The sequence below is a fragment of the Acidovorax sp. FG42 genome, from assembly GCF_057809195.1.
In genome coordinates, this window is the sequence record NZ_JBMDJM010000024.1 from 55303 (window position 1) to 68977 (window position 13675).

A 13675-nucleotide genomic window follows, 5' to 3' on the forward strand; every position below is an offset into this window, starting at 1 on the left:
CCATCCCTGGCAGGCAAGAAAAAGGCGCTGGGATCGCCAGCGCCTGAAAGGGTGTACACCTCGTTGGGTGTTTGGACTGTATTGTTGGTAGAAAGGTTGTCTCCTCGGGCCCCTCGCTTGGCACACCGAAGCGCGCTTTCGAGTGCCGTGACTGTAACGGCTGCACCCCGCTGGTGCATTGGGAGTTTCCCGCCCCCCCGTTGTTGGGCGTCGGACGGCTTTCGGGGGCTTGCTCTGCCCCGATTCGGTGGCAACCGGCTGGCATGGCTCGTGCAATGCGCTTGTAACAAATTGCGAAAGGGAGCGTGCATGCGTGCAGTCAGCCACTGGGTGTTTGTGGTCGTGTCGTTGTGTCTGGGGCTGTGCACCTGCGCGCTGGCCCAGAGCGTGCCAGAGGCTCCCGCCATAGCGGCGCCCCTCACACGCCCCGCCCTGGTGGCCCAGGACACGGTGAATGCGGCCCACACCGGCTGGATGATGACCTCCACCGCCCTGGTGCTGCTGATGACGCTGCCCGGCATTGCGCTGTTTTACGCAGGCATGGTGCGCAGGAAGAACGTGCTCAACACCATGGCCTGCGTGGTCGCCATTGCGGGGCTGGTCAGCCTGCTGTGGTTTGCGGCGGGGTACTCACTGGCTTTCACACCGGGCAGCGCCTGGCTGGGGGGCTGGGACCGCGCCGGCTTTGCCGGGCTCGACTTTCAGCTGGAGGCGGGCAAGCTGGCCGTGAGCCACATTGCGCCGCTGATTCCCGAGTCGGTGTACGCCATGTTCCAGCTCACCTTCGCCATCATCACGGCCGCTCTGCTGGTGGGCGCGTTTGTGGAGCGCATGCGGTTCTCGGCCATGCTGGTCTTCATTGGGCTGTGGACGCTGGTGGTGTACGCGCCCGTGGCGCACTGGGTGTGGGAGCCCGGGGGCTGGCTGGCGCAGATGGGCGCGCTGGACTTTGCGGGCGGCTCGGTGGTGCACGTGAATGCGGGCGTGGCAGGGCTGGTGTGCGCCTGGTTTCTGGGCCGCCGCGCGGGGTATGGGCGCGAGCCGTTTGAACCCTACAACCTGGGGCTCACCATGGCGGGCGCGGGCATGCTGTGGGTGGGCTGGTTTGGCTTCAACGCAGGCTCAGCGGTGGCGGCCGATGGGCGCGCCGGGCTGGCCATGGCCGTGACGCACCTGGCCGCTGCAGCCGGGGCGCTGTCGTGGATGCTGGGCGAGTGGGTGGTGCGCGGGCGCCCGTCGCTGCTGGGGCTGTGCTCCGGCCTGGTGGCGGGGCTGGTGGCCATCACGCCCGCCGCCGGTTTTGTCACGCTGCGCTCGGCCGTCGTGATTGGTCTGGTGGCCGGGCTGGCCTGCTACTGGGGCGCCACGGGGCTCAAGCGGCTGCTGCGGGTGGATGACTCGCTCGACGTATTTGGCGTGCATGGCGTTGGCGGCATCGTGGGGTCGCTGCTGACAGGCGTGCTGGCCAGCAAGACCGTGGGAGGCGCTGCGGGCAGCCTGCTGACCCAGGCCATCGGCGTGGGCGCGGTGGGGGCCTACAGCCTGGTGGTGACGGCCGCGCTGCTGTGTGTCGTCAACTTTGCGATGGGCCTGCGGGTGGACGAGCAAAGCGAGCAGACCGGGCTGGACATTGCCCAGCACCGCGAGCGCCTGGGCGGCTGAATGTGTCGCCGCGTCCTGTGATGTGCGGGCCAGCGAATGCAGTCCGATGGATGACCCCAATGCAGTAAGGAGCCGAACATGCCCGATTCAGACAAGCTGGCGATTGCCGCCCACCTGCATGTGCTGTTGCGGCGCAAGACAGGGCGCGTGACCGATACCGAATGGATGGCGGCCAACGCGGACTACGCGCAGGAGATCGTGCGGTTTGCGCGCCAGCGCGCCACCGAAGACAACGCGCCCGACTTGGCCGAATGGGCCGACCGCCTGGAGCACGCCCTGCACGCCAGCCCGCCGGCCGCCCAGCGCCGACCGCTGCTGGATGCAGCGGCGCAGGCGGTGCGTGCGCGCCCCGCACCGCCCCCCGAGCCCGCCCCCGAGGTGCCGCGCTATGTGGGCGGCATCCGCTGACCTGCCAAGAGGCTTCTGCGCCGTGGCTTGAAAAAACTAGTGGGGCGCAGTGCCCTGTGTGAAGAGCCCGGCCGTGGGCAGCAGCCCAACCAGCCGGTTGTCCCCGTAGGTGCGCAGCACCTGCGCAATCACCACCTGGTAGCCATTGAGCCACTGCCCCTGCGCGGCCTTGGCCTTCAGGTGCGCGGGGTGTTGCATCAGCGTTTGCAAGGCTTCCAGCGACTGCCAGTAGTACACGTTGGACACCAGGCCGTTGCCCGTGTCCGTCCAGGACTCCTCGCCCAGGTAGCCGTCGATGGAACGGGCGGCGGTGGCGATCGCCTCGTCCAGGCGGTGAAAGGCGTCGTCGAACTGTTTGGTCGCAAAGATGAAAGTGGAGGAGTACATCGGCGCGATGGTACTCACGCCGCCCGCCTTGCCTGGATGATCCACTCCGCCGCCTTCTCCGCCATCATCAGCGTGGGCGAGTTGGTGTTGCCGCTGGTGATGGTGGGCATGGCGCCCGCATCCACCACGCGCAGGCCGGCCACCACGCCGCCGCGTCCGTCGCGCACGCGCAGTTGCGCATCCAGCACTGCCATCGGGTCGCCGTCGCGGCCCATCTTCGTGGTGCCCACGGGGTGGAAGATGGTGGTGGCAATGTCGCCCGCCAGGCGCGCCAGGTCTTCGTCGCTTTCAAACTGCACGCCGGGCTTCCACTCCTGCGGCTGGTACTTGGCCAGCGCGGGCTGGGCCACAATGCGGCGCGTGACGCGCAGGCTGTCGGCCGCCACCTGGCGGTCTTCGGGCGTGCTGAGGTAGTTGGGCGAAATCGCTGGGGCGGCCTTGAAGTCGGCGCTCTTGATGTTGACCGTGCCCCGGCTGGTGGGGTTGAGGTTGCACACGCTGGCTGTGAACGCCGGAAAGCTGTGCAGCGGCTCGCCAAACGCATCGAGCGACAGGGGCTGCACGTGGTATTCGATGTTCGGGTAGGGCTGGTCAGGGCTGCTGCGGGTGAAAGCGCCCAGCTGCGAGGGCGCCATGCTCATGGGCCCGCTGCGTTTGAGCGCGTACTCAAGCCCGATCTTGGCCTTGCCCACCAGCGAGCTGGCCATGGTGTTGAGCGTCTGCACGCCCTGCACCTTGAACACTGCGCGGATCTGCAGATGGTCCTGCAGATTGGCACCCACGCCGGGCAGGTCCACTTTCACCTCCACGCCGTGCTGGCGCAGCAGCGCGGCGGGGCCGATGCCCGACAGCTGCAGCAGCTGGGGCGAGTTGACGGCGCCTGCGCTCAGGATCACCTCACCCGTTGCGCGGGCCGTGACCATCTCGTGGCCGTCCCACACCAGCACGCCGGTGCAGCGCTGGCTGCCATCGGGCTGGGTTTCGAGGATGAGCTTGGACGCCTGTGCGCTGGTCCACATCTCGAAGTTGGGGCGGCCGTAGCAGGTGGGGCGCAAAAAGGCCTTGGCGGTGTTCCAGCGCCAGCCGCTTTTCTGGTTGACCTCAAAGTAGCCCACGCCCTCGTTGCTGCCGCTGTTGAAGTCGTCGGTGGCCGGGATGCCCGCTTGTTGGGCGGCGTGGGCAAAGGCGTCGAGCACATCCCAGCGCAGGCGTTGTTTTTCCACCCGCCACTCGCCGGTGCTGCCGGTGGACTTGTTCCCGTGCAGGCGTTTGAAATTTTCGTTCACACCCCCGGGCTGGTCCAGGCGCCAATGGTCTTCGTGGCGGCGGAAGTAGGGCAGGGCGTTGTCCCAGCGCCAGCTGGCCTCGCCCGTCAGTTCGGCCCACTGGTCGTAGTCGCGCGCCTGGCCACGCATGTAGATCATGCCGTTGATGCTGCTGCAGCCGCCCAGCGTCTTGCCGCGCGGGTAGCGCAGGGTGCGGCCGTTCAGGCCTGCGTCGGGCTCGGTGTTGTAGAGCCAGTCGGTGCGCGGGTTGCCGATGCAGTACAGGTAGCCCACGGGGATGTGGATCCAGTGGTAGTCGTCCTTGCGGCCCGCTTCGATCAGCAGCACGCGGTGGCGGCCGTCGGCGCTCAGGCGGTTGGCCAGCAGGGAGCCGGCCGTGCCCCCGCCGATGATGATGGTGTCAAACGTGGTGTCGCTCATGGAGAAGGGGCGGTGCCGATCAAGGGTGGTAACGGTGGGCCATTGTGCGGATGGGGCAGGCCCTGTCGATAGGGTGTGTGCCTATTGCTACATTTTTAGTAGCTGCTGGCGCTTGTAGATATTGCGCTTGGCGTCGATTTGATAATAATTACATGCTTCGCCGCCTGTCTTTGCTTGACAGGCTGGTGTCCGACAGCGCGTGCAGGATTCGCTCCGCTACCATGCACGCTCTTCCTTGCTGCTTCTTGACGTCCTTACCCCTGCGGCTGCCCTGGCGGCCAGACCCATGACCGACCACGCCCCCCACATCGTTCGCGCCGATACGCCCCAAGGGCCGTGCGCGCAGCTGCGTGGGCGCTGGGGCGCGGCCGAGCTGGGCAATGCGAAGCAGTGGCAGGCCGTGTCAGACCAGCTGCGGGGCGCACCGCCCGCACCCACCCTGGGCTGGGACCTGCGGCAGCTGCAGTGGCTGGACCATGTGGGCGCGCAGCTGCTGTGGAACCACTGGCAGCACGCCTGGCCCGCCCAGCTGGCCTGCACCGACAGCCAGCGCACCATGCTCACGCGCGTGGCCCAGTTCACCTGCGTGGCACCGCCGCCCGAGCCCTGGCGCTTGGGCGAACAGATCGACCACCTGGGCGTGCTGGTGCTGCATGGCGTGGACCATGCCCGCCACCTGCTGGAGATGGTGGGCCAGCTGGTGCTGGACCTGGGCCGCCTGGCGCGTGCGCCGCGCAAGGGGCCGTGGCGCGATGTGTCCGGCCACCTGTACCGCATGGGCGCCACAGCGCTGCCCATCACGGCGCTGGTGGGCTTCCTTATCGGGGTGGTGCTGGCCTACCTGATGAGCCTGCAGCTGCGGCAGTTTGGTGCCGAGTCGTTCATCGTCAACATCCTGGGCATCTCGCTGATCCGCGAGCTGGGGCCCATGCTGGCGGCCATTCTGGTGGCGGGCCGCTCGGGCTCGTCCATCACCGCGCAGATCGGTGTGATGCGCGTGACCGAAGAGCTCGATGCCATGCGCGTCATGGGCATCCCGCACGGGTTCCGGCTGGTGATGCCGCGCACGCTGGCATTGGCGCTGGCCATGCCGCTCATCAGCGTGTGGACCACGCTGGCCGCGCTGGCAGGCGGCATGCTGGCGGCCGACATCTCCATGGACATCTCGCCGTCGTACTTTGTGCAGGCACTGCCTGCTGCGGTGAAGATCGGCAACCTGGGCCTGGCCATGGCCAAGTCGGTGGTGTTTGGTGCGTTCATTGCGCTCATCGGCTGCCACTGGGGCCTGCGCGTCAAGCCCAACACCCAGAGCCTGGGCGAGGGCACGACGGCGTCGGTGGTGTCGTCCATCACCATGGTGATCATCGTGGACGCGCTGTTTGCGGTCGCCTTCAAGAACATCGGCATATGACTGAGCGCATCGCCAAGCCCGAACACATCGCCGTCGCGCCCGGCGAGCCGCCCATCGTGGACGTGCAAGGCCTCTGGACGCAGTTTGGCAAGGGCGATGAAACCTTCACCGTGCACCAGGACCTGAACTTCACCGTGCAGCGCGGCGAGATGCTGTCGCTGGTGGGGGGCTCGGGCACAGGCAAAACGGTGCTGCTGCGACAGATCCTGGGCCTGGCCCGGCCCACGCGCGGGCAGGTCACGGTGCTGGGCCGGCCTGCGTCCGAGATGGGGCGCGAGGGTGCGGCCAGCCGGGTGGGCATGTTGTTCCAGCACGGCGCGTTGTTTTCGGCCTTCAACGTGCTCGACAACGTGGCCTTTGCGCTGCGCGAGCAGGGCACGCTGCCGCCCGAACTGGTGCGCGATGCCGCGCTGGTCAAGCTGCAGATGGTGGGGCTGAAGCCCGAACACGCCACGCGCATGCCGGCCGACCTGTCGGGTGGCATGGTCAAGCGCGTGGCGCTGGCCCGTGCGCTCATCATGGACCCGCCGCTGTTGCTGCTCGACGAACCCACGGCAGGCCTGGACCCGAGCAGCTCCGACGATTTTTGCGCGCTGCTGCGCGAGCTGCGCGCAGCGCTGGGGCTGACGGTCATCATGGTCACGCACGACCTGGATACGCTGTTCGCACTCAGCACCCGCGTGGCCGTGCTGGCGGATAAAAAGGTCATCGTCACCGGCCCGCCACACGAGGTGGCGCACTTTTCGCACCCGTTCATCGAGCACTTCTTCATGGGCGAGCGTGGCCAGCGGGCCATGGCGCCCGTGCCTTCTGTGCAGCAGGCTTCGGCGCAGGTCGCCCCCCCGCCCGCGCCCCACAAGGAACATCCCTGATGGAAAACAAATCCCACGCCCTCGCCGCAGGCATCTTTGTGCTGGTGGTCGCCGCCATGCTGGCGGGCCTGGCCGTCTGGCTCACGCGCGACAACGCCAACTACGAGCAGTACGAGCTGTCCACCCGCGACGGCGTGAGTGGCCTGCAGCCCCAGGCCGCCGTGCGCTACAAGGGCGTGGCCGTGGGCAAGGTCACGCGCATCGGCTTTGATCCGCAGGTCAACGGCAACGTGCTGATTCGCATCGCCGTCAACGAGCAGGCGCCCATCAGCCCCACCACCTTTGCCGTGCTGGGCTACCAGGGCGTCACCGGCCTGGCCCACGTGCTGCTGGACGACGCCGAGCAGCCCTACCCCGAGCTGCCCCCCGGCCCCAGCGGCCTGCCACGCCTGCCGCTCAAGCCCTCGCCGTTTGGCAAGCTGGCCGAGCAGGCGCCGGCCATCCTGGGTCAGGTCGAAGAGGCCACGCGCCGCATCAACCAACTGCTGGGCGAGAGCAACCAGCAAAAGCTTACCGAGGCGCTGTCCAACATCGGCCAGGCCGCAGGCAGCGTCAACACCCTGACCCAGCGGCTGGATGCCACCGTGGCCCAGCGCCTGGACCCGGCCCTGGCCGCGCTGCCGCCCCTGGCCAGCGACGCGCGCCAGACGCTGCAGTCGCTGCAGCAGGCGGGCGCCAGCGTGTCCGCCCTGGCGGTGGACCTGGGCAAGACCAACCAGCGGCTCAACGCCGAGGGCGGCGCCATCGACCAGATCACCGCCGGCACCCAGTCCCTGGCGCGCGCGGCGGACCAGTTCAGCACCGCGACCCTGCCCCGGGTGAACCGCGCCGCCGACGACACGGCCCGCGCCGCCCGCCAGATGGGCCGCGCGGCGGGGGGCATCAGCGACAACCCGCAGCTGTTCATCTATGGCTCGGGCCGCATCCCGCCCGGGCCGGGTGAGCCCGGTTTTGGTGGTGGCCGATGAGGGGTGTCTCCGACCGCGACGCATGGGCGGCGTGGGCCTTGTGAGGAATTACTGCGATGACTATCAAAAACATAGCAACCAAGGCATATATATTTAGCGCTACCGCCCTGTGGGGCTGTGGGTTGGCTGCGGTGCTGGTGCTCACGGGCTGCTCGGCCCTGCCGGCCGCCCCCACTCGCCCCGTGCTGTATGACTTTGGGCCCGGCCCGCTGGCCACCGTGCCCACCGACCGGCGCGCGCGCCTGGCGCCGTTGGCGCTGGCCGACATGGATGCGCCCGGCCTGCCCGAGGGCGGCAACGCCGTGCTGTACCGCCTGGCCTATGCCGACGCCCAGCAGCTGCGTCCCTACAGCCAGGCCCGCTGGAGCCAGCCGCCCGCGCAACTGCTGCAGCAGCGCCTGCGCGAACAACTGGGCCTGCGCCGCGCCGTGCTCAAGGCCGACGACGGCGCCGCCCAGGCCCGCGAACCGGCCCAGGGCAACAAGCTGCCCCTGGTGTTGCGCACCGAGCTGGAGGAGTTCAGCCACCTGTTCACCAGCCCCAGCGACAGCGCGGGCGTGGTGCGCCTGCGCGCCACGGTGGTGGAGTTGACCCCGTCGGGCGAATCCCTGCGCGGACAGCGCGTGTTCATCGTGCAGCAGCCCGCCAAGTCGGCCGATGCGCCGGGCGGCGTGGCTGCGCTGGCAGCGGCGTCAAGCCAGCTGGCCGGGGAGCTGGCGGCCTGGGTGGAGCAGGTGGGGCAGTAATGCCCCAGGTCTTTGTGGACCGCCCGTGCCAGCGGGCGCCGGCCTTGGCCGTGGCGCCACGCAGCGCGGGTGGCCGTCAGGTGCCGGGCGGCGAAAGGGACGTGGGCGTGGCCTCATGGCGTTCAATGCCTGTCACCACCCGCGCATAGCGCGCAAAGCTCCAGTACGCCCAGGCCCAGTCCAGCAACACCACCAGCCGGTTGCGAAAGCCGATCAGGAAGTACACGTGGGCAAACAGCCAGAACAGCCACGCAAAGTAGCCTGAAAACCGCACTGGCCCGGCGGGCGAGGTAAGGTCCACCACGGCAGAGTTGCGGCCGATGGTGGCCAGGTTGCCGTAGTCGCGGTAGCGAAACGGCTGCGTGGGTTGGCCCGCCAGGCGCCGCAGGATGTTGGCCGCCGTGGCGCGGCCCATCTGCTTGGCGCCGGGCGATACGCCGGGCACGGGCTTGGGCTCGTGGCCGGGGGCGTGGCTCTTGGCGGCTGCCAGGTCGCCGATCACGCTGATCTCGGGGTGGCCCGGCAGCGTCAGGTCGGGCTCCACCACCACGCGGCCCGCGCGGTCGGTGCTGGCGCCGGTGGTGTCTGCCAGGTGGCGGCCCAGGGGTGATGCGGCCACGCCCGCTGCCCACACAATGCATTTGCTATTTATTTGATAGCTATTTGCGCTTGATGTAGTAGCGCTTGCGGGTGATTCGACCTTCAATCCATCACTGTCGATGGCGGTGACGCGCGCGCCCAGGCGCACGTCCACGCCCAGCTTCTCCAGTTGCTCCTTGGCGCGCTGGCTCAGGGTCTCGGGCATGGCCTGCAGCACGCGCGCACCGCCTTCGAGCAGGATGATCTTCGCGCTGGCGGGGTCGATGTGGCGGAACTCGCCGGGCAGGGTGTGGCGCGCAATCTCTGCCAGCGTGCCGGCCATCTCCACGCCCGTGGGGCCCGCGCCCACGACGACAAAGTTGAGCCAGTCTGCGCGGCGAGCGGGGTCGGGCTCCTTCTCGGCCGCCTCGAACGCCAGCAGCACGCGGCGGCGGATCTCGAACGCATCGTCCAGCGTCTTGAGGCCGGGCGCATAGGCTGCCCAGTCGTCGCGGCCAAAGTAGCTGTGCGTGGCACCGGCGGCCACGATGAGGTGGTCGTACGGCAGCATGGCGCCGTCTGCCAGGTGCACGGTGCGCTGGCCCACGTCGATGCGGGTGACCTCGCCCAGCAAGGTGGTCACGTTGCGCTGTTGCCGGAACAGGTGCCGGATGGGCGCCGCAATGGCCGGGGCCGACAGTCCGGCGGTGGCCACCTGGTAGAGCAGGGGCTGGAAGAGGTGGTGGTTGGTCTTGTCCACCAGGGTCACATCCACCGCCGCGCCCCGCAGGGCGCGGGCGGCTTCGAGGCCGCCGAACCCGCAACCGATGATGACCACGCGCGGGCGAAGCGGGGGAGCAGAGGGAGTCGTCATGCCGCCATTATTGGGGAGCCGCGTGGTGGCCCAGCCTCGTGACCTGGGCCTGACCTGCGGCTCCCGGGGTGCGGGGGCTCAATGCGTTACAGGAACCCCAGATCCACCGGGTAGTCCGGCCGCCCTGCCGCTGCGCCAAAGTGCGTGATGTTGGGCAGCACACCCGCCATTTCGTTGTCGGCCACGCCGAACCATTTGGCCAGGGTGGCCGCGTACTGGTCTACCGAGGTGGACGGCAGCAGGCGGCCCTGGCCCACATGCCACTGGTCTTCGGGGGCGGCCGTGTTGGTGATGCTGACTGGCGGCGCGCTGCCGTAGAAGGCCTTGCCTTTCACCGCACCGCCGACCACCAGGTGGTGGCTGCCCCAGCCGTGGTCCGAGCCATCGCCGTTGGAACTGAGCGTGCGGCCAAAGTCCGACGCGGTGAACGCCGTGACCTTGTCGGCCACGCCCAACTCCACCGTGGCGTTGTAGAACGCGGTCATGGCCTCGCTCACACGCTGCATCAGCACCGGCTGTTGCGAGATCAGGTTGTCGTGCAGGTCAAAGCCGCCCAGCGACACCAGGAACACCTGGCGTTTGCTGCCCAGGCTGGTGCGCGCGCCAATCAGGCGGGCCACCATCTTGAGCTGGTTGGCCAGCGAGTTGTTGTTGGGGAAGGTGGTGGACAGCGTCACGCCCGCGAGCCCGTTGGTGATTTGGCTTTCTGCCGTCACGGCGCGGGTGGTCACGCGGTTGTATTCGTTCTCCAGCGTTTGCGTGCGCGGTTGCTGGATGAGCGACGTCAGCGCGCTTTGCACGGCCGATGAGCCGTAGACCCGGTTCTTCACCCCGTTGATGGCCACGGCCCCGTTGGTGCTGACTTGGTACTGCAGCGCCGAGTCGCCCGACAGGAACACCGCATTGCCCGTGACGGAGATGCAGGTGAACAGCGAGTTGCCGTTGGAGGACAGTGCAAGGTCGCCGATGTTGCCGCCCCAGCCCACGGTGGAGCCCTCGGGCGATGACGACTGCCACACCGACTGCTGGTCGTTGTGCGAGAACAGCTTGGGCGGCACCGGGTAGGTGGCGCGGTCGGCACTGTTGTACTGCGCGCGGGTCAGTGGCACCACCAGCGGGCCCACGTTGAGCTGCACAGCTGCCTTGCCGCTGTTGAACAGGCCAGCCAGCCCTGTCATGGCCGGGTGCAGCGCGTATTGGCGACCGCCCGGCAGCGGCGTGGTGGGCGTCAGCAGCGTCGGGGTGAGGGCTGCCTTGGCCAGCGCGATGCCGCCGGCCGTCTGGCCTGCGCCACCGCCCCGGATGGTGTTGTAGCGGTTGTAGCTGTCATCGTCGTAGGTGACCACGGTGTTGGCGTAGTCGTTGCCGCCGTACAAGAACACGCAGACCAGCGCCTTGTAGTCGGTGGCATTGAAGGCTGCCGCCTCGCCCATGGCGGCCAGGTTGAGGGCAAAGGGCAGGGCCGTGCCTGCCAGGCCCAGCTGGGTGGAGCGGCGCAGGAACGCGCGGCGGGTGTGGAGTTCGGGTTGAAGCAGGTGCATGGCAGGGCTTACTTTTGAACGAGGTATTCGGCCGAAGCCATGACCAGGAAAACGGCTGCCGCCACGCGGTCGAGCTTGACGGAGTCGGTGCTGGCGTTGGTGACGGGCGTCGCCTTCAGTGCATCCGCAATGAGCTTGACGGTGGCGGCAGACAGCTGGCCCGCGCACATCAGCAGGTTGATACGGGCGACCAGCGCATCGGCATCGGTCACGATGGCCAGCTCGTTGGTGTAGCTGGCCTTGATGTCGTAGCCGTTGTTGGAGGTGCTGGCGTTGTTGGGCAGCTCGGGGGCGTTCACGTAGATGCCGTTGCGGATCACGCCCTGCATGTAGTTGAGGTAGCCCCCCACGCTGCTTTCGTTGACCAGCTGGAACTCGGGGGCCACGGCGCCTGCGGCGGCCAATGCGGTGGATGGCGGAATGTAGCCCGGGCGGAAGAAGTTGAACACCGAGGGCGAACGCAGCGGGCTCTGGCCCAGGCGCGAGCCGGGGTCGCTCAGGTCGCCGATCTTCCAGCTGCCCTGTGCCGAGTTGATGCCGAACGTGCGGCCCCACTGCACAAAGCGCAGCATGGGCTCGCGCAGCTTGCCAAAGCCGGGCTGGGTGAGGCCTGCGGGCGAGCGTGCCTCGTCGTCCAGCAAGATGGCCTTGACCACAGCGCGCAGGTCACCCCGCACGCCGGCGCCGTTGTTGTTGAAGGCAGCCGCCACGCGCGCCACGTAGGCGGGCGACGGGTTGCTGGTGACCAGCCGCTGGATGAGCTGCTTGCCGATGAACGGACCCACGTTGGGGTGGTTGAACAAGGTGTCCAGCGCGGTCTTGAGGGCCGCAGCGCCGGGCGTGTTGGCCGGGATCGTCGTTCCGAGGAATGCCGCCGCCAGCGTGGAGTGGCGCGAGGCATTGAGTGCCATGGGCAGCCGCGCAAAGGTGGTGTTGGAAACCACCCGCGTGGTGCCTGGCACGGTGGTGGGCACGTTCTGCGTCTGGTCGTAGTCGTAGCCCGTGAACACGCGCGCCAGATTGGTCACGTCGTTCATGGTGTAGCTGTCAATGGGCTTGCCCGAGCCGTCCTTCTTGGGAGTCCCGTCGATGTTCAGTTCGACCAGCCCGATGGACATGAGCTGCATGACCTCGCGGGCATAGTTTTCGTCGGGCTGACGGCCCGTGGCGGGGTTTTCCTTCTGGTTGCCACGGGTGTTGAGGTAGTAACCCATGGCCGCGTTCAGCGTCACGTTCTCCAGCACGGAGCGGTAGTTGCCGAAGGCGTTGTTCACCAACTGGTCCCAGTACCAGGCCATGGCGTGGCAGCGCCAGGTGATGTCCACGCCGCTGAGCGAGACCACGCAGATCTCGGACAGCGCCAGCGCCACCCGTTTGCGCAGTCCGTCCGGCGACTTCATGAGCTGGTACCAGATCATGTAGTCGGCGGGGTAGGAGTTGTCGTAGTAGGCCGTGTCGTTGCTGATGTCTGCGTAGCCGCGCTGGTTCAGCCAGTCCCAGCCGCCCTGGCTGGGGCCTGCATTGAACTGGCTTTCCAGCCAGTCTGCATAGGTAGTGGCGCGCAGGGCGGCGATTTCGGCGGTCGATGCCGAGAACTGGGCCTGCAGCAGAAAGCGGGCGGCCTCGTTGTCCGACGTGGCTGAAGGGTGTGCGTAGTTGCCCAGGGAAGGGGTGGTGGGTGCGGGTGTGCCTGGGGTGCCGGGGGCGCCCGTACCTGGCGTGCTGTCGCCCCCGCCGCCGCCACAGGCGGCCAAGGCAGTGGACGCGAACAGCGCCGTCAGCAGAGGCGCATGGGCCCGGCTGCTGGTGGCTGTTGATTCGGTGGGAAGGGGCTGGCCCTCAGGTGCCTCTGCAACCGCAGTTGTCAGAGTCTCCTCGTATGGATGTGTCATGGTGGTCGTGGTCAAAAGTCTGCCGCTGGCAGCACAGCCGTGACTAAATCACACGCCGCGCCCGCCTGGAAACACAAGTGTTACCAAGCGAAACACGCCTCTGCAATGCCTGCCGCACCCAGGGTCTGAATGATGGGCCATTGCAACACTTTGTACCTTGCAGGGGCGGCGTTGGGGCTTCGCCAGAGGGCCAGAGCCACTGCATCGGCGATGTCCGTCACGCCCGTAGTCCTGTGCTGACGCGTGCTGCGTAGCGCGGACTACGGCGTCGGCGCCAGATCATTTTTACAGTGAACTCCATCGCATCACGCAAAGGTTCCACGCACTTCGAGTGGATGGCTGAAGCGAAATTCGCACAAGGAGTCACACCATGAATGAAGACACCATCAAGGGCAACTGGAAGCAATTCAAGGGCAAGATGATCGAGCAGTGGGGCAAGCTCACCAACGACGATTTCGATGTCATCGACGGCAAGCGCGAACAGTTCCTGGGCAAGCTGCAAGAGCGCCAGGGCATCGCCCGCGACGCGGCTGAAAAGCAGCTCAAGGAATGGCAAGACCGCCACCCTGACTTCCGCTTCAACGACTGATAGCGCAAACAGCGTGACAGCGCTGCGGGGCCTTCGCCCC

12 protein-coding genes are annotated in these 13675 nt (G+C 67.7%); 7 read left to right on the plus strand and 5 right to left on the minus strand.

What is annotated here, in order from left to right; all coding sequences use genetic code 11:
* The first annotated feature begins 309 nt into the window (after positions 1–309).
* Together ACODSM_RS20845 and ACODSM_RS20850 are read left to right on the plus strand one after the other, a co-directional pair.
* Positions 310–1662 (plus strand): ammonium transporter, encoded by a 1353-nt coding sequence (locus tag ACODSM_RS20845; RefSeq protein WP_488806756.1) that lies wholly within the window; start codon positions 310–312, stop codon positions 1660–1662.
* A 78-nt stretch (positions 1663–1740) separates the two neighbouring features.
* Positions 1741–2070, plus strand: a complete 330-nt coding sequence (locus ACODSM_RS20850; protein WP_488806757.1) for a hypothetical protein — start codon at positions 1741–1743, stop codon at positions 2068–2070.
* A 36-nt stretch (positions 2071–2106) separates the two neighbouring features.
* Here ACODSM_RS20850 and ACODSM_RS20855 read toward each other — a convergent pair whose 3' ends face one another.
* Positions 2107–2457: an antibiotic biosynthesis monooxygenase family protein gene (locus ACODSM_RS20855; RefSeq protein ID WP_488806758.1), complete on the minus strand. Its 351-nt coding sequence runs from the start codon at positions 2455–2457 to the stop codon at positions 2107–2109.
* 14 nt (positions 2458–2471) lie between these two features.
* Positions 2472–4163 carry a GMC family oxidoreductase gene (locus ACODSM_RS20860; protein WP_488806759.1) on the minus strand — a complete coding sequence of 564 codons (1692 nt, stop codon included), beginning with the start codon at positions 4161–4163 and terminating at the stop codon, positions 2472–2474.
* Positions 4164–4449: 286 nt separating this feature from the next.
* Here ACODSM_RS20860 and ACODSM_RS20865 point away from each other — a divergent pair, with 286 nt between their 5' ends.
* Genes ACODSM_RS20865 through ACODSM_RS20880 form a run of 4 tightly spaced genes read left to right on the plus strand, consistent with a single transcriptional unit; the run spans position 4450 to position 8160 of the window.
* Complete coding sequence (locus tag ACODSM_RS20865; protein WP_488806760.1) at positions 4450–5574, plus strand: MlaE family ABC transporter permease; 1125 nt, start codon at positions 4450–4452, stop codon at positions 5572–5574.
* Positions 5571–6446, plus strand: coding sequence for an ABC transporter ATP-binding protein (locus tag ACODSM_RS20870; protein WP_488806761.1), 876 nt, complete (start codon positions 5571–5573; stop codon positions 6444–6446). The genes ACODSM_RS20865 and ACODSM_RS20870 overlap by 4 nt, the downstream gene beginning before the upstream one ends.
* Entirely contained in the window at positions 6446–7414 is a 969-nt protein-coding gene (locus ACODSM_RS20875; protein ID WP_488806762.1) for an MlaD family protein, read from the plus strand. Before ACODSM_RS20870 ends, ACODSM_RS20875 begins: the two co-directional genes overlap by 1 nt.
* Positions 7415–7470: 56 nt before the next feature.
* Positions 7471–8160 carry an ABC-type transport auxiliary lipoprotein family protein gene (locus ACODSM_RS20880; RefSeq protein ID WP_488806763.1) on the plus strand — a complete coding sequence of 230 codons (690 nt, stop codon included), beginning with the start codon at positions 7471–7473 and terminating at the stop codon, positions 8158–8160.
* Positions 8161–8236: 76 nt separating this feature from the next.
* Here ACODSM_RS20880 and ACODSM_RS20885 read toward each other — a convergent pair whose 3' ends face one another.
* The 3 genes from ACODSM_RS20885 to ACODSM_RS20895 form a co-directional block, all read right to left on the minus strand.
* Positions 8237–9613: an NAD(P)/FAD-dependent oxidoreductase gene (locus ACODSM_RS20885; protein ID WP_488806764.1), complete on the minus strand. Its 1377-nt coding sequence runs from the start codon at positions 9611–9613 to the stop codon at positions 8237–8239.
* A gap of 86 nt (positions 9614–9699) precedes the next feature.
* On the minus strand, positions 9700–11154 hold the full coding sequence (locus ACODSM_RS20890) for a DUF1501 domain-containing protein (protein WP_015012163.1): 1455 nt from the start codon (positions 11152–11154) through the stop codon (positions 9700–9702).
* A gap of 8 nt (positions 11155–11162) precedes the next feature.
* Positions 11163–13046: a DUF1800 domain-containing protein gene (locus ACODSM_RS20895; RefSeq protein WP_488806765.1), complete on the minus strand. Its 1884-nt coding sequence runs from the start codon at positions 13044–13046 to the stop codon at positions 11163–11165.
* 370 nt (positions 13047–13416) lie between these two features.
* On the opposite strand from ACODSM_RS20895, the gene ACODSM_RS20900 reads away from it, so the two are divergent.
* Positions 13417–13635, plus strand: a complete 219-nt coding sequence (locus ACODSM_RS20900) for a CsbD family protein (RefSeq protein ID WP_015012165.1) — start codon at positions 13417–13419, stop codon at positions 13633–13635.
* The last annotated feature ends 40 nt before the right edge of the window (positions 13636–13675 follow it).